This window comes from Streptomyces sp. NPDC002476, assembly GCF_042889785.1.
In the GTDB taxonomy this organism is placed as follows: domain Bacteria; phylum Actinomycetota; class Actinomycetes; order Streptomycetales; family Streptomycetaceae; genus Streptomyces.
The window spans coordinates 36,898-51,897 of sequence record NZ_JBIARH010000004.1; the positions used below are offsets into that span (position 1 = coordinate 36,898).

Genomic DNA, 15,000 nt, shown 5'->3' on the forward strand with positions numbered 1-15,000 from the left:
AACCCGTGTTCATACCATCGGTGCCATGCCCCGCCCCAAGCACCGAGAGCCGACCATCACCCCAGGTGAACCGGCCGCCCTTTACTGCCGAATATCCCAGGCCGACGATGACGATCAGACCGGCGTCGACCGGCAGGAGCGCATCTGCCGGGAGATCGCCGAGCGGCGAGGCCTGGTCATCGACCCCGCCCACGTCTTCGTCGACAACAGCCGCTCCGCCTGGCGCCGCAACCGCAAGCGCCCCGGCTGGGACGAACTCCTCGAACGTGCCCGGCGCCGAGAGTTCCGGCACGTCATCGCGTACCACCCCGACCGACTCATGCGACAGCCGCGCGACCTGGAGGAGCTGCTCCAGGTCTCCGACGAGCACGCGATCGTGCTGCATGGGGAGGCGAACCGCCGGAACCTCTCCGACCCCGACGACCGCTTCATCCTCCGCATCGAGGTCGCCCATGCCTGCCGCTCATCCGACGACACCTCCCGGCGGCTGAAGTCTGCGCTGGCGGAGCGGGCCGAGACCGGCATGCCGCACTCGGGCAAGCGGCGGTACGGGTACGAGCCCGACGGCATGACCGTCAGGGAGGACGAGGCCGAGATCGTCCGCGAGGTCTTCGACCGCTACCTCAAGGGCCAGAGCCCAGTCGCCATCGCTCTCGTCCTCCACAAGCGTGGCATCAAGACCGTGTACGGCAAGGAGTGGACCCAGGGCACCGTCCGAGCCCTGCTCGACTCCCGCCACGTGGCCGGTATCCGCATGCACCGAGGCGAGGAGGTCGGCGCCGGGAAGTGGCCCGCCATCATCGACGCCGGCACCTGGGCCGAGGTCCGCGCCCGCCGCGAGTACCGCTCCGCGATCCACCAGACCAACCTGGAGCTGCGCCGCTTCTACCTGCTGCGCGGCCTGGTCATGTGCAAGCGCTGCGGCACCCTGATGTCCGGTACCAAGGTCGGGGCCGTGCCCTCGTACCTGTGCACACGCAAGAGCCGCAATGACGAGAAGAAGTGCGTCCGCCGCATCGCCGCCGTGAAGCTGGAGGAGTTCGTCACCGAGGCCGCGATCGACCTGCTCGGCCGCCTCACTGTCTCCGGCCAACTCGCCTCCGCCACACCGACGAACACCCTGACCGAGGCGGTGGAGGCAGACCAGCGGCAGCTCGCCGAGCTCAACCAGATGTGGACCGTCAAGGAGATCTCCACGGCGGAGTACCGGACGATGCGCAAGGAGATCACCGACCGGATCGCCAAGGCCCAGCGGCGAATGGTCGTGCGGCCGGTGAAGCTGCTCGACGGACTCACGGGGGCGGGGGCCAGAGTTGCCTGGGAGGCCGACGAGATGACGGACGAGCGGCGCAACGCCGTGCTCCGCTTCCTCTTCTCCGGCGTGGTCATCGACGCGTCGAGCAAGCCGAGCGGAGTCTTCGACTGGGACCGCATCGACCTCGAGCAGAACCAGCTCTGAAGGTCGGCCACGGTTTCAGGCGGGGGCGCATTATGCACGAAAACGCCGGTTAGCCCAACCGGCGATTTTCCGGAAGCTAGAGGCGTCACGTACGGACGACCTGCCAGTCGTCCGTGAGCGCGGCACGCGCGGCCCCGGGCGTTGGAGCGTCTGGAGCAGCGCAATGCAAACGACCGCCCGACGACCTCACGCGTTGCGGGGACTGCCATCCCCGCAACGCCCGCAAGGAGCTGCCCCGTGTGCCTGCTGCCCGAGGCGAGCACAGCACCGACGACCACCCGAGCCGCACGACAGGAGGAAGCCCGGGCCCAGGCCCTGCGACGCGTCTGCGCCGGATTCATCACGACGATCAGCCCGCACAGCGCGGCACGGCTGGCCGACCTGATGACCGGCTCACGGTTCGAGAAGGCCGCCTGAGGCCCCGTACAGAGAAGCGGCCCCGGTGTTGGAGCACCAAGGCCGCAGCGACTCCCAAGACGACCGCCCAAAACGATCTACACGGTGCCGGGACCTGCCAGTCCGTATCGGCCCGAGACAAGGAAGCTCTGTGCCCCAGGGTACGACCCCGCAGTGGCCAGCACCATCGGCTGACCTCACCCCGGTGGACACCTTCGACGTGCCGTCCACCGCGTCGCACGACGTCGAAGCCGAAGCCGCCGTGCTGGGGGCCTGCATGTATCAGGCTGCCGTCATCGACGAGGTCCGCCAGGCACTGGAGCCTGGCGATTTCTACCGGTCGGCGCACACGACGATCTGGTACGCCCTTCTGGAACTGCGACGACAGGGTGCGCCTACAGACCCGATCGCGCTCGCTCACCATCTGCGGTTCCGAGGGGACCTCGCCCGTGTCGGAGGCGCCCCCTACCTGCACACCCTCGCATCGGCTGCCGCGGTGGGCTCCGGAGCCGATTACTACGCGAACATTGTGCGCCATCACGCCGATCTCCGGATGCTGCAAGCCACGGCGGTCCGCGTGCTCCAAGGCGCCACCGCGCCGGGAGCCGACCCGGCCGAGGTACGAAGCCTGCTGGCGGCCTCGCTGAGCGAGGCCGCCGACCGCGCCCGACGCAGCTCGGGCGGACGACTCCAGCGATACGCCGTGGACGGTTGGTCCTTCGTCGCCGACACTCCGGCCACCACCGAGCCCGTGTGGGGGACGCCGGGAAAAGCGGCATGGGCCTCGGGTGAGAGCCTGATGCTCGTCGGGCCACCGGGCGTCGGAAAATCGACGATCGCGCAGCAGATCGTCCTCGCTCGCCTCGGCCTGCTCGCCCAGGTCCTGGACATGCCCGTGCGGGAAGGCGAGAAGGTCCTCTATATCGCCGCGGACCGGCCCAGCCAGCTCGCCCGTGCCTTCACCCGAGTCGTGCACCAAGCCGACCGGGACATCCTGCGCCAGCGTCTGGTCTTCTGGTCGGGACCGCTGCCTGCCTCGCTCAACACCGAGCCGCAGCTTCTCGCCGAGCTGGCCGCCGAGCACAGGGCGGACACCGTGGTGATCGACAGCCTCAAGGACGTGGTCGGCAAGCTCACCGACGACGAGGCCGGCCTCGCGTACAACAACGCCCGACAGCAGCTCCTGCGCGACGGAGTCGAGCTTCTCGAACTGCACCACCAACGCAAGCAGGGGCCCGACGCCTCTCGCACTCAGCGCCCCGTCCTGGACCAGGTCTATGGCTCGGCCTGGTTCACTGCCGGGGCGGGAAGCGTTCTGTTCCTCAGCGGCGCGGCCGGAGACCCCGTCGTCCACCTCCACCACCTCAAGACCATCGACGACGAGATCGGCCCGCTGCCGGTCATCCACGACCACCCCCGTGGCACCTCGCGCGTCGACACGAGCCTCGATCCGCTGACCCTCCTGCGGCAGGCGGGCACGAGCGGGCTCACCGCACGCCAGCTCGCCACCCAGATCACCGGTGAGGGCAAGCCCATCGCGGCGGACATCGCCAAGGCGAGGCGTCGCCTGGAGAACCTCACCAAGAGCGGACATGCCACCCAGGAGACCGGTGCCGGCGGTGGCACCGGGGGCGGTCAGGCGACCCGCTGGAAGGCCGTCACCCACCACATGACCGCCGTTTCCTGACCGGTGGCCCCGTACGCGGTGCCGTATGCGCCTCGACTCGCCGAAGGCGCGTACGCACCACCTCCGCCGCGTACGAATCTCGGGAAAACACAGGTCAGGCGCCTACGCGCTGTCGAACGGCGCATTCACACCCTTGGCGCGTACGCGCTGCCCCCTCCTTGAAGAGGGGGCAGCGTAAGCGCCCCCGCCCTCACAACTCGTGGAGAACTTTCCTTGCTCACCACCGCACCCCCGGCTGGCACCGCCCCAGAGCTTGTCGTCACGGCGACAGGAGCGCGGGCATGACCAAGCAGAGCACCGAGCGATACGGCTCGCGGCGGCCGGAGGCGTCATCGTCGCCCTTACCGTGGGTGCCTTCTGGCTCTCGTACGCGCACCTCGCCGAAGTCGCCGGGAAGCACGGGCTCGGCAGCTTCCCGGCCCGGCGGTGGGCGTGGCCCGCCACCCTGGACGCCTTCATCGTCGCGGGCGAGCTGCTCATGCTCCGTGCGGGTCTGCGCCAGGTCACCGATCGATGGGCCATCGCCATCACCGCCATCGGATCGGTCGGTTCCATCGCGCTCAACGTGGCGGGCGTGAGCGGAGCGGGCGACTCCCACACTGTGCACTGGCTCGACTACGTGGTCGCCGCGGTCCCGCCGACCGCCGCGCTCCTCGCCTTCGGCGTCCTGATGCGGCAAATCCACCAGCTCGTTGCCGAGCCCGCCGACCGCCCGGTCCCTGTTCCCGATCAGGTACCTCAACCGGCGGCCGGTACTTCCGTCCAGCGACCGGAACCCCAGCACTTGGTTCCGCAGAGCAAGCCGCGCGGCGGCCGACCGCCCGGGGCCACCCTCGACGACCTCGTGAAGATCGGCCGCATCGCCGTCGCCGAAAGGAACAGCCTCACACGGGCAATCGTCCAGCAGGCCATACGGGACAAGGGACTTTCGGTCAGCGGCAAGCGGCTGACCGAAGTGATGAACATCCTTCGGCCTGAGTTCGAGACTGAGCCTGAGACTGCCTCGACCCACGGCTGACCGACCCTGCGGCCAGCCGGAACCTCAATGCCCATCCCGCCGCCTGCGGCCCACCCTCGCCTGCCTTCGACGCCCTTCCCGGAGAACCGTTCGCGATGCACGACCCCACCGTCCCGATGACAACCACGACATGCTGCCACCGCTGGTGAAGTCGCCTACGTTGAAGCAGCGTTTGCGGCAGGCGTTCGGACGGGCTGCCCCTGGCGGAGCCAGTAGCACCCCGAGTCCGACTCAAGGCTGGTCTTCGGGGGACTCCGCCCCGGGGGTGGCGGAGACGGCCCAGCGCCAGGGGGCGCCGGACCAGGGTCTCGGGGCCGAGGGCAGCTCCGAGCCGGACACACTCCACGCCGCCCAGCACCAGATACTCCGCCCCGCACCCGCTGCCCTACCGGCTGCCGGGGAGCGAGCGGTGCAGAGCGTCCAGCCGGCGATCCGCCGTTTCACCGGCACCAAGCGAACCCTGCGCGTGGGCCCTCTGCGGTTCACCGGTGACGAGCACGCCAGCCTTCAGGAGGCCGCCGCCGAGCATGGCTACAAGGGCGAGTCCGGCTTCGCCGCCGACATCGTTCTCGCCTTCGTATCCGGTCGGTTCACCGCGAACCTGCCGCTGTCCGAGGACCGCCGCCGTACCCACATGTTCCGCGCCCAGGTGCTGCGCGAGCTCAACCGCATCGGCGTCAACGTCAACCAGATCGCCCGTGCCCTCAACAGCGACCTCACCCCGCCCGACATCCGCCAACGGCTCGATGAGCTGCACCGTCTGCTGGAGCTGATCGCCGAGGCCCTGCGCGAACCGGCAGACCCCAGGAAGGACCAGGTCGCGTGATCGCCGCCATCAAGCCGGCCGGGTCCAACACCCGTGGCCTGCTCGCCTACCTCTACGGTCCCGGCCGGCACGACGAGCACACCGACCCGCACATCGTCGCCGGCTTCGCCATGCTCGGCATGCCCGACCCCGGCCGCGCCCCGGACGCCACCCTCACCCAGCTCGCCCACCACCTTGACGCACCCGTACGGCTACGGAACAGCGAGTTCGGAAAGAAGATCACAGACCACGTCTGGCACTGCCCGGTCCGCGCCGCACCGGAGGACCGCTACCTCTCCGACGCCGAGTGGGCGGAGATCGCCCAACGGATCGTGGAAGCCGCGGGTATCGCCCCTCCGAGGGACGACCTGGGCTGTCGCTGGATCGCCGTTCGCCACGCGGACGACCACATCCACATCCTCGCCACCACCGTCCGCGAAGACGGCCGCCGCCCGGGGCTCCACGACAGCGGCATCCGCGTCGGCGACGCCTGCCGACAGATCGAAAAGGACTACGGCCTACGCCGGCTGAAGAAGGGCGACCGCACCGCCGGACATCGGCCCAACCAGGCCGAGATGCACAAGGCCGAACGCCTCGGCTGGGAGCAAACCAGCCGCGCATGGCTCCAGGACCGCATCCGCGCCGCCATCCCCCACGCGAGCAGCGCAGAGGAACTCCTCGCCTACCTCGAAGCGGACGGCATCGCGGTCAAACCCCGCCGCGGACCGTCCGGAGACCTCCTCGGCTACGCCGTCGGCCGCCCCGGCGACCGCAACAAGGATGGCGAACAGATCTTCCACCCCGGCGGAAAGATCGCCCCCGACCTCACCCTCCCCAAACTCAAGGCCCACCTCGAAACCACCGCGCCAGAGGAACACCCCACCGCCCGCCGCAACCGCCCGATCACACCCTGGCACCAGGCCACCGACGCCCTCGACACCTTCCATGCCGGCATGGCCGACGACACCCACGCCCAGGCCCAGATCACTGCGCTCGGCGAACTCATCGAAGCCACCGCACAGAAAGCCCCCGCCAACCTCCAAGCCGAACTACGAGCAGCCTCGCGAGCGTTCGCCCGCGCTCAGCGCTCCCAGATCCGCGCGGAGAACCAGGCCGCCCACACCCTGCGCACAGCGGCCCGTGACATCGCCTACACCGCCACCGGCCCCGACGGAAGCGCCCTGGCCGCACTGCTCACTGCTCTCGTCTGGGCCACGATCGTCGCCGCCCGCTGGCACGAGGTGAAGAACCACGCCCACCAGACCCAAGCCGCCCGACAGAGCCTCCACCACCTGAAGACCGCCGCCGATCACGCCCTCGCTCCTGTCGTGGACAGCCTCACAGCCCGACAGCTGAGCAACCAGGCCCACCGAACCCTCGCCCACGACATCCGCACCGCCATCCCCGACCACGCCGACCGCATCCTCGCCGACCCCACCTGGCCAGCCCTCGCCACCGTCCTGGCCGATGCCGAGACCGGCGGCCACAAACCCCACCAACTCCTCAAAGAGGCCGCCGCCCAGCGCGAACTCACCACCGCCCGCCAACCCGCCCGCGTGCTCATCACCCGCATCCAGCACACCAGCCGCAACCCCGCCCCCAACCCCCGCGCCGAAGCCGCCCGCCGCCGCACCACCATGGCGCCAATGCCCAGCAGCCCCCGAGCCCGAAACCCCCAGCCCACCACGGCGCCCACTACCCGAGCCGATCAACGCCACCGACAGCGCTGACAGCCACTTGACCGTCTTGCTCTTGAACAGCGGGCGGCTCTCGGATCCGTACTCAGAGAGCCGACCCCTGAGGTGATCAGCTACCGCAGCGGCGACGGATAGGTGAAACGAGCTGCAAGCCTTGGTCAGCAGCCCCTGCAGCCAGCTCGGTTGCTACTGCTCGTAGGCCCACGCCCGGCCGGTCTGGCGGTACTCCTCGACGGGGATGGGGGCGACGCCCGTCCGCATCCGCGCGGTGTAGAGCAGGCCGTCGAGGTGGTCGATCTCGTGGTGGACCAGCCGGGCGAGCCCGCGTTCGTAGGTGGTGGTCACCAGCTGGCCCTCCAACGTCGTTGTGTCCACGGTGATCCGTAGCGGCCGGGGGACCAGGCCGCGGACATCGAAGAACGACAGGCAGCCCTCGTACTGCTCGTCCTCATCGCTGGAACGGTCGGTGATTCGGGGGTTCAGCAGAACGATCGCCGGGGTGCCGGGGTCAGGAGGCTGGACCACGGCGGCGGCCCGGCCGATCGCGATCTGCGGGGCGGCGATGCCCATGCCCTTGGCGAAGGGGTGGACCTGCCCGATCCGCTCCATAGCGGAGAACAGCTGCTCGATGACCTGCTCGGCTGCCTCGCGCTCGGCCGGCAGGTCGAAGGCGCGGGGAGGCTCGGCGAGGACGGGGGCGCCGTTCTGCACGACGCCGAGGCCGCGCATCTGCTCGCTGGGCCGCACCTGGATCACCTGAACTCCCCTTGGTTCGCTTCACGTTCGGGTCGCGTCCGAAACCGCCATTCCAGACGGTACCGGGCGTGGAGTGCGGGTGTGGACGTGCTCCAGGAGAAGACCCGCATCCCGTGCTCCTCGCGCTGGACCGGGGCTGTTCGCAGCGGCGCGGCCTCGGCGGTCATGGAGGTCTCGGTGCCCCACACAGCGGGGTCGAGCCTGGCGGGGAAGGCAAGTTCGACTGCCAGGTGCTCGGTGGGCAGACGGACCGCGCGCTGGAACCAGCGGCCCCACTTCTCTTCACCCACCGAGTAGGCGTACTCGATCCACACCGACTCGCCCGGGTACAGAGGGAAGCGGCCCTGCTCGTTCTCGAACAGCAGCCACACCTCCTTGAAGGCATCGCGGTCGTGCTTGGCCTGCCAGCGCATCGCCTCACCGCGGCAGGTCGCGGTCAGGGCGAGCTCGTCCCAGGTCAGCGGGTGCTCGCGGTAGTGGGTGTTGGACCGTTCGGGCTCGCCCGGGTAGCGGTCGACGCTGATGCGGATCAGGTAGCGGGTGATCGGCTCACTGCCGGTGTTCCGCAGCAGTCGGCGCATCGTAAGCCGGTAGAGGCGCCCGTCGTAGTCGAGGCGGGCCGCGTCGTGCTCGACGACGATCGCCGAGCCGGTCGCGTACGGCTGCTCGGCTCTGCGGGGGGCGGGTACGGCCGTCGTCTGTGCCACGGGAGCCTTGGCCGTCTCGTAGTCCAGCCAGCGCTTCCAGATGGCCTTGCCCGCGTTCAGAGCCTCCTCCGCACGACGGGCGAAGTCCTCGGTCGGCTTGTGCCGACCCGACTCGACGTGGCTTACGTAGGACGGGTCGAAGCCCATCCTTCTGGCTAACTCCCGCTTGGCCAGCCCGCGTACCTCGCGCCAGTAGGCGACATCCGCCGCGAACGCTTCGGCGGCCTGCTCGACAGTCAGGGCGTCGTCCCGCGCGTCCATCAAAGCCCCCGCCTTGGATGCTGGATGAGATGAATGAACCGTGAGTGATCTCGATTCACCATTCTGTCACGGTCCCGGTCGCCAGTTTCCTTCCTCTACCGGCCCAGGTCGACCCCCGGGCCTCAACGAGGAGGATCCCCAGCGATGCGCGTGCTGTATCTGCTCAACGTCTCCAACTCCAGTCAGCTGTCCGCTGACTCCGGCTACACCTTCGCCGACATGCTCGCCCCGGCTCTGAGGGACGCCGGGGCCGAGGTGACCGTGGCCTCACCGGTCCCGGTCGGCGACACCCGCGTGCACTTCGCGCCCACCACCCCGCCGTCCACCAAGTACCGGGCCCGCTTCGATCCCGGTATGGACGCCCTGGTCACCCTGTTCCGCGACCGGCGGCCCGAGGTGGTGGTGGCCAACCAGATCGAGGCTGCCCCCGCGATCCGGGCCGCGCTCCTGGAAGCCGGGGTGGACGCGCTGATCGTCGGCTACTGCCACTACCTGCCGTTCTCCTTCACCGACACAGGCGTCCTGGAGCTGGACCCCGCGATGAACGACCGGGGCCTGGGCCGCAGCGTGTTGCTGGCCTTCGTCGCCGGCCTCGGGGCCTGCGACCGCGTCCTCGTCCACTCCTCCACCGCCGCCTCCTGGACCACCGCAGCCGCCGCCCGTACCGGCGTCGAACTCGGTGACAAGCTGTACGTCGTCCCCGCCCCCAGGGACGTACGGCTGGTACGCGACCCGGCCGACATCACCCCGCCCGCAGGCAGGGCCACCGGCATCTACAACCACCGCCTGTACAGGCACTACGGCACCGCCCGCTTCACCCAGCTCGCCCGGCGTCTCGTCGCCGATGCCCCGGTGCGGCTCACCGTGATGGACCTGTTCGGCACCCGCAGCCCCGAGCGAATCCGCCTCGACCCCAGCCCCGAACGGCACCTGGAGGAGCTGGCGACCACGGACGGCGTCACCATCGCCTCCGACCGCGGCGACCGCATCCGCTACCGCAACCTGCTGGCCGGCGCCCACTTCGGCATCGCCCCCTTCCGCCCGGGCTGCCCCTGGTCCATGTCGGTGATCGACTGCCAGGCAATGGGCCTACCGGTGATCGGCCCACGCACCGGCTGGCTGGCAGAGCACATCGACCACGAGCTGCTGTTCGACACCGACGAGCAGGCCGTCCAGATCGCCGAGCGCCTCGCCACCGACGCCGAGTTCTACCTGGTGCATGCCAAGCGCGCGTACGCCTCCACCGCCGACCTCACGCCCGCCGTGGTGGCAGCCCGTTACCTGGAGGCGATCAAGTGACCGGCTTCGAGGCAGTGCAGCTCTCGTACGACGAGCCGCTGGCCGGCTCTCTGCACACCCGCCTCACCCGGGTACTGGGCGGCACCGTCAAGCGCCTGCACGGAGTCCGCGGGATGCGACGCGCCTACCGACTCACCGCCGAGCTGGTAGACACCGAGCAGTTCTTCCTCGCCGATGGTGACTTCGCCATCGACCCCGAGTTCTCCACCGCAGCGGTCCAGCCTCTGGCCGACGGTGTGGCGATGCGGGTCTGGCAGGCGGTCAACCCGGTCAACGGCCTGACCTACGGCTACGGCGGCCTCAAACTGATCCGCCGCTCGGCGCTCAGGGAGATGGGCCAAGCCGTCGACGTGCTGGCCGCACTGCCCGGCCGCGTCGAGTTCTGCCACCGGACCGCCGGGGTCACGCGGTTCAATCAGAGCTCGTTCCACGCGTGGAAGGCAGGCTTCCGAGAGTGTGCGATGCTCGCGCGCGGCAGCGAGTACGGCATGACCGACGCCTCCGCCCAGGAACGCATCGCCGCCTGGACGGCCAGCCGCGACGGCGAATTCGCCGCCTATGCGGCGGCCGGCGCCCGTGACGGACTCGGCTTCGCCAAGGCTGCTGCCCGAGATGCTCAGCGCTTCGAGGCTCTCAACGACCCGCCCTGGCTGCACCAGCACTTCACCACGCTGTACGGCGAGCAGGCGGTCACCGGATGAACACCGCTCCCGGGCCGCTGGTGCTGATCGAGCCGTACGCACACCGGGGCGGCGGACACCACCAGCGCACGCTGGCGGCGCTCGCCGCCGTACGGCCGGGCAGCCTCGTCATCGCCCCCGGCGGACTGAGCGAGGACCTGGCCCCGCTGGTTCGGTCGGGCGCCCGAGTCGCTGCCGGTCCGGCCGGACCGGCAGCGAGGATCCTTCTGGCCGTCGCGCGGGCGGTAGCCCGCGTCGCTGCCGCCGGTCAGCGGGTCTTCGCCTCCCGGAGCTGGCCGCAGACGGTCCGCAGGTGCCCGCACCAGGTCACCCTTCTCGCCCGGTGCCTGACCGAGGCCGCCTGCCTTCGCACCGCACGCCGCCTTGCCCCGCGAGCCTCGTCAGTGGTGATCCTCAGCGCGAGCGAGGCCCTGCACGGTGCCGCCGCCCTGCTCGGCGGCGCCCCGCACCTGCGGTTCGTCCACGAGGCGGTCACCACCGAAGACCGTCCCGTCCGGTGGCTGAGCCGGCTCGCCCGCAAAGGCGAGAAGCGGGTGATCGCGCTGTACCCGACCGCCGCCGTCCGTGACCAGGTCGGACCGCACTTCCCTCACCTTCCCGGCGAGGTGCGGGCGTTCGCGGTTGATGACGGACGCCCGCTGACCGACTCCGAGCGCGGCGGAGCCCGCAGCGCCTTCACGATCCCCGCAGACACGAAGGCAGTGTGCGTGGTCGGCGGCTGGTGGCCATACAAGGACATCCCCACCGTCGATACGGCCCTCGCCCGCCTCACCGCCCCGCTTCACGTCCTGGTGTGCGGCACCCCACTGGACGACGCCATCCTCACACGCTGGCACCAGCTCCCCAACGTCCACCTGCACACCGTGCCCGGCCCGGTCGGCGACCAGGTCCTGCGGCTCGTGTACGCCGCTGCCGACGCGGCCCTCGTCGCCCGGAAGTCCGGCGTGGGCAAGGAATCAGGACTGGTCATGGACGCCGTCCGCCTCGGCGTCCCTCTGATCGTTTCCGCGCACGACCCCGAGCTGACCGCCCGCCTCGCCGGGGAACCCTGGACCCGGCTCTTCCCGGCCGGTGATCCGGACGCCCTCGCCAACGCGCTGGACCAGCTCACGGCAGATGCTCCCGCCCGCCCGGGCCCGTCAGCGTGCGGGGCTCTGGACATGAACTCGGCGGCCGACCAGGCCGCCTTCCTCACCGACACCTACACCCGCCTGACCAAGGAATGCAGATGAAGACGCCCGTCTCTCCAGCCCTGGTCGCGGTGGTGGGCCCGGTCGAACCGGCCCTGCTGGCCGCCTGGACCGCCCACTACCGCCGGCTCGGCATCGAGCGGTTCCACCTCGCTTTCCACTTCCCCGACCACATCCACGACGCCTGGCGGCACCAGCTCACCGCGGCCAGCCACGACCTCGGCATCGTCCCTGCCCGGATCAGCACCGGACCCTGGCACGAGCACACCAACACCCAGCTCCGCGACTTCCTGCGCGAGCAGGCGGGCTCCGGCTGGCACCTGATCGCCGACTCCGACGAGTTCCAGACCTACCCCGCCCCGCTCACCGAGATGATCGCCCGGGCCGAGTCCGCCAAGCACAAGGTGACCGGCGGGCTGATGCTCGACCGCGCCACGAACGACGGCCGCCTGGCCCTCTGGCGCCCGGAAACCGGACTGGACCGGTCCTTCCCGCTCGGCGGGCACCTCACCCACCGGCTCCTCAAGGGCGACCCCCGAAAGATCGTCCTTGCCCACTCCTCGGTAGCCGTTGCGTCCGGCAACCACCGGGCACCGGGCCACAAGCCAGACCCGGACACGCTCGCATGCGTGCACCACTTCAAGTGGCGCTCGGGCGTCCTGGACGACCTGCGCCGACGGGTCGACCGGTTCACGTCCGGCGAGTGGGCCGAGCACACCCCGGCCGTCCGCAGCGAGGCGTCCCGCCTGTTGCAGCACATCGACCGCCACAACGGCCGGATCGATGTCGCCGACCCGCGTCTGGCCTTCCGTCACGTCACGCTTGATCGGCTGCCGAGGGGCTGGGCCGTCGAAGCCGCCAAGATCACAGCCGTCTGGCGCCCGCACACGGCTCAGAGCCAGCCCAGCTCCACGATCTCCTCGCCCTCATCCTGAGGCTTCTCGAAGCGAGCAAAGAAGTCGTCCAGGGCCTCCGGGGTCACGACCAGCGCGTTGGCGTCTTCCCGCTCATTACGCTCCGCCAGCCTGCGCAGCAGCTCGTCGCGCTCCACCGGGAAGTACAGCAGCCGCCACCGGCCGCCGGCCGCCTCCACCAGATCCTTCATCGCGTCGCGGTCCTTACGCGGCCACAGCCCGTGGTCCCACACCACGTCCCGGCCCTCGGCGACCAGCTCGGCGAGCCGCTCGTGCAGCTCGGCGACGACCGGAGCCTCCTTCTCGAAGTAGGTGTTCTCCGGGTAGTCGACGCCGTACCGACCGTGCCGTTCATGGACGACCTCGTCCACCGACAGCCGCACAGCACCCTCCGGCTCCAACTTCCGCTGGGCATAAGTGGTCTTCCCCGAGCCGGTGAGCCCCACCAGCAGGAATACCACCGGAGTGCGCTCGGTCACCGCCAACTCCCTTCAACACCACCAGCGTCCCTTGGGCAGTCTGCCACCGTTGGCCGGCCCAGGGCCCCGTTCCTCCTCACCACCACCCGAAGGAGCCGCCCGTGTCCGCCTCCGCACTCGCCCGCGCCCTGCGGGCATACGTCCGCTACGCCCCCGGAACGGTGGGCAAGGCCCGGCTCGTCGGCCGCTTCCTCGAAGAGCACCTGCGAACCCACCCCGTCCACACCACCGTCAGGCTGCGGTCCGGCGACAAGATCGGCGTCACCACCAGCGACGTCATCCAGCGCTATCAGTACCTCTTCGGCGAGTGGGAGCCGAACCTGAGCACCTTCCTCCGTGACCGGCTCCGCCCCGGAGACACCTTCATCGACATCGGAGCTCACCGAGGCGCCTTCAGCCTCCTTGCCTCCCACGCCGTCGGCCCCCACGGCCACGTCATCGCCGTAGAACCCTCCCCGCGGTTCCACGACGACCTGACCGCCACGATCACTGCCAACCGCCGCACCAACATCCAGTCGATCCGATCGGCGGTCTCCGACACTCACGGCAGGCAGACCCTGTACTTGGAGGACCCAACCAACCTCGGCCACACCACCGCCGTACGGCCCCGCCACGCCCACATGACCTTCGACGTACCGACCGCGCCCTTGGCCGGCCTCATCAGTAACGCCCATTTCGCTACCACTCGGATCATCAAGATCGACGTCGAAGGCGCCGAAGCAGCAGCCGTCCGCGGACTGCTACCGGCGCTCGCGCACTTGCCGGACGACGCGGAACTTGTCGTGGAGGTCACCCCTCGGCTCTTGGCGAAGCAGGGCGAGAGTGCCACCGGAATCATCGACATCCTGCGCGAGAACGGCTTCCATGCGTACACGCTCACCAATGACTACGACCCGACCACCTATCCCAGGACCATGCGGCACCCGCAGCCGCCCGTTCGATGCACCACGGCCCCCGAGGAGATGACCGACCTGGTGTTCTCGCGCACCGATGCGGACCACCTCGCGTCTGGGCGTTGAAGGGGCCCGCGCTCCAAGAGGGAACCGGCACCCCGGATGCCCGCACGACCCCGAAGAATCCGAAGCACGTCGACAAGGAGCGGACACGGTGAGCAACAACAGTGTGATGAACAGCCGCAATGCGGTCTGCGTGATCGTCCACGACAAGAACACCGACACGGTCGCATCCCTGCTCTACGGGGCCCGTAGCTGGTCCCCGCAACCGGTCTGGACCCTTCCCGGCGGCAAGGCCGAACCCGGCGAACCCCTCGACGAAGCCGCCGCCCGCGAACTCAAGGAGGAGACGGGCCTTCTCGTCGACCCGGCCGACCTTTCACTCGTCCACGTCGTTCACGTCGAGCAGGGCTGGGACCGGTCTGGGCAGTTCGTGCTCTTCGCCTTCGCCACCGACACATGGACTGGTGAACTGACCAACGCCGAACCGGACAAACACCTCGCAGTCCAGTGGCTCGCGGCCGAACGCCTCCCCGAGCCCGTGTTTCCGACGGCCGCACAAGCCCTTGCTGCGTACAGGAATGGTGGCCCGTCCTTCTCCCGTTACGGATGGCCGGCCACCATCACGAAGTGAGTCGTCTCGCTGTTTTGGGCAGCCCGGGGGCCGCACGGCACCGC

At 69.8% G+C, this 15,000-nt stretch carries 15 protein-coding genes; 12 read left to right on the plus strand and 3 right to left on the minus strand.

Annotated elements, in window-relative coordinates; translation table 11 throughout:
- Positions 1 to 25: 25 nt before the first annotated feature.
- From ACFYXM_RS05940 to ACFYXM_RS05965, 6 genes are all read left to right on the plus strand, one after another.
- Entirely contained in the window at positions 26 to 1,459 is a 1,434-nt protein-coding gene (locus ACFYXM_RS05940; protein ID WP_389287249.1) for a recombinase family protein, read from the plus strand.
- Between the two features lie 237 nt (positions 1,460 to 1,696).
- The gene (locus ACFYXM_RS05945; protein WP_389287251.1) at positions 1,697 to 1,876 is read left to right on the plus strand and encodes a hypothetical protein; all 180 of its coding nucleotides are present in this window, start codon (positions 1,697 to 1,699) and stop codon (positions 1,874 to 1,876) included.
- Positions 1,877 to 2,006: 130 nt separating this feature from the next.
- Positions 2,007 to 3,542, plus strand: a complete 1,536-nt coding sequence (locus tag ACFYXM_RS05950; RefSeq protein ID WP_389287253.1) for a DnaB-like helicase N-terminal domain-containing protein — start codon at positions 2,007 to 2,009, stop codon at positions 3,540 to 3,542.
- Between the two features lie 346 nt (positions 3,543 to 3,888).
- Positions 3,889 to 4,560: a DUF2637 domain-containing protein gene (locus ACFYXM_RS05955; RefSeq protein ID WP_389287255.1), complete on the plus strand. Its 672-nt coding sequence runs from the start codon at positions 3,889 to 3,891 to the stop codon at positions 4,558 to 4,560.
- Between the two features lie 409 nt (positions 4,561 to 4,969).
- Positions 4,970 to 5,386: a MobC family plasmid mobilization relaxosome protein gene (locus tag ACFYXM_RS05960; RefSeq protein ID WP_389287257.1), complete on the plus strand. Its 417-nt coding sequence runs from the start codon at positions 4,970 to 4,972 to the stop codon at positions 5,384 to 5,386.
- Positions 5,383 to 7,095 (plus strand): relaxase/mobilization nuclease domain-containing protein, encoded by a 1,713-nt coding sequence (locus ACFYXM_RS05965; protein WP_389287259.1) that lies wholly within the window; start codon positions 5,383 to 5,385, stop codon positions 7,093 to 7,095. Before ACFYXM_RS05960 ends, ACFYXM_RS05965 begins: the two co-directional genes overlap by 4 nt.
- Positions 7,096 to 7,248: 153 nt before the next feature.
- Here the strand turns inward: ACFYXM_RS05965 and ACFYXM_RS05970 are convergent, their stop codons facing one another.
- Together ACFYXM_RS05970 and ACFYXM_RS05975 are read right to left on the minus strand one after the other, a co-directional pair.
- Positions 7,249 to 7,818 (minus strand): peptide deformylase, encoded by a 570-nt coding sequence (locus ACFYXM_RS05970; protein WP_389287261.1) that lies wholly within the window; start codon positions 7,816 to 7,818, stop codon positions 7,249 to 7,251.
- Positions 7,815 to 8,786, minus strand: coding sequence for a multiprotein-bridging factor 1 family protein (locus ACFYXM_RS05975; RefSeq protein WP_389287263.1), 972 nt, complete (start codon positions 8,784 to 8,786; stop codon positions 7,815 to 7,817). The genes ACFYXM_RS05970 and ACFYXM_RS05975 overlap by 4 nt, the downstream gene beginning before the upstream one ends.
- Before the next feature lie 144 nt (positions 8,787 to 8,930).
- On the opposite strand from ACFYXM_RS05975, the gene ACFYXM_RS05980 reads away from it, so the two are divergent.
- The 4 genes from ACFYXM_RS05980 to ACFYXM_RS05995 are packed head-to-tail and all read left to right on the plus strand — an operon-like array spanning position 8,931 to position 12,911.
- Positions 8,931 to 10,085 carry a glycosyltransferase family 1 protein gene (locus ACFYXM_RS05980; RefSeq protein ID WP_389287265.1) on the plus strand — a complete coding sequence of 385 codons (1,155 nt, stop codon included), beginning with the start codon at positions 8,931 to 8,933 and terminating at the stop codon, positions 10,083 to 10,085.
- Positions 10,082 to 10,786 (plus strand): hypothetical protein, encoded by a 705-nt coding sequence (locus tag ACFYXM_RS05985; RefSeq protein WP_389287267.1) that lies wholly within the window; start codon positions 10,082 to 10,084, stop codon positions 10,784 to 10,786. The genes ACFYXM_RS05980 and ACFYXM_RS05985 overlap by 4 nt, the downstream gene beginning before the upstream one ends.
- Positions 10,783 to 12,018 carry a glycosyltransferase gene (locus tag ACFYXM_RS05990; protein WP_389287269.1) on the plus strand — a complete coding sequence of 412 codons (1,236 nt, stop codon included), beginning with the start codon at positions 10,783 to 10,785 and terminating at the stop codon, positions 12,016 to 12,018. Before ACFYXM_RS05985 ends, ACFYXM_RS05990 begins: the two co-directional genes overlap by 4 nt.
- Complete coding sequence (locus ACFYXM_RS05995; RefSeq protein ID WP_389287271.1) at positions 12,015 to 12,911, plus strand: glycosyltransferase family 2 protein; 897 nt, start codon at positions 12,015 to 12,017, stop codon at positions 12,909 to 12,911. Before ACFYXM_RS05990 ends, ACFYXM_RS05995 begins: the two co-directional genes overlap by 4 nt.
- On the opposite strand, the gene ACFYXM_RS06000 is transcribed toward ACFYXM_RS05995, so the two are convergent.
- Positions 12,869 to 13,369 (minus strand): AAA family ATPase, encoded by a 501-nt coding sequence (locus ACFYXM_RS06000; RefSeq protein WP_389287273.1) that lies wholly within the window; start codon positions 13,367 to 13,369, stop codon positions 12,869 to 12,871. The two genes, ACFYXM_RS05995 and ACFYXM_RS06000, sit on opposite strands and share 43 nt — an antisense overlap.
- Before the next feature lie 101 nt (positions 13,370 to 13,470).
- On the opposite strand from ACFYXM_RS06000, the gene ACFYXM_RS06005 reads away from it, so the two are divergent.
- On the plus strand, positions 13,471 to 14,388 hold the full coding sequence (locus ACFYXM_RS06005; protein ID WP_389287275.1) for an FkbM family methyltransferase: 918 nt from the start codon (positions 13,471 to 13,473) through the stop codon (positions 14,386 to 14,388).
- A gap of 88 nt (positions 14,389 to 14,476) precedes the next feature.
- Positions 14,477 to 14,956, plus strand: coding sequence for an NUDIX domain-containing protein (locus ACFYXM_RS06010; RefSeq protein WP_389287277.1), 480 nt, complete (start codon positions 14,477 to 14,479; stop codon positions 14,954 to 14,956).
- The last annotated feature ends 44 nt before the right edge of the window (positions 14,957 to 15,000 follow it).

Excerpts from the sequence above, each read along its gene's own strand:
- ACFYXM_RS05940 (WP_389287249.1), top strand. The coding sequence starts at position 26 with ATGCCCCGCCCCAAGCACCGAGAGCCGACCATCACCCCAGGTGAACCG.
- ACFYXM_RS05975 (WP_389287263.1), bottom strand. The coding sequence starts at position 8,786 with ATGGACGCGCGGGACGACGCCCTGACTGTCGAGCAGGCCGCCGAAGCG.
- ACFYXM_RS05980 (WP_389287265.1), top strand. The coding sequence starts at position 8,931 with ATGCGCGTGCTGTATCTGCTCAACGTCTCCAACTCCAGTCAGCTGTCC.
- ACFYXM_RS05990 (WP_389287269.1), top strand. The coding sequence starts at position 10,783 with ATGAACACCGCTCCCGGGCCGCTGGTGCTGATCGAGCCGTACGCACAC.
- ACFYXM_RS05995 (WP_389287271.1), top strand. The coding sequence starts at position 12,015 with ATGAAGACGCCCGTCTCTCCAGCCCTGGTCGCGGTGGTGGGCCCGGTC.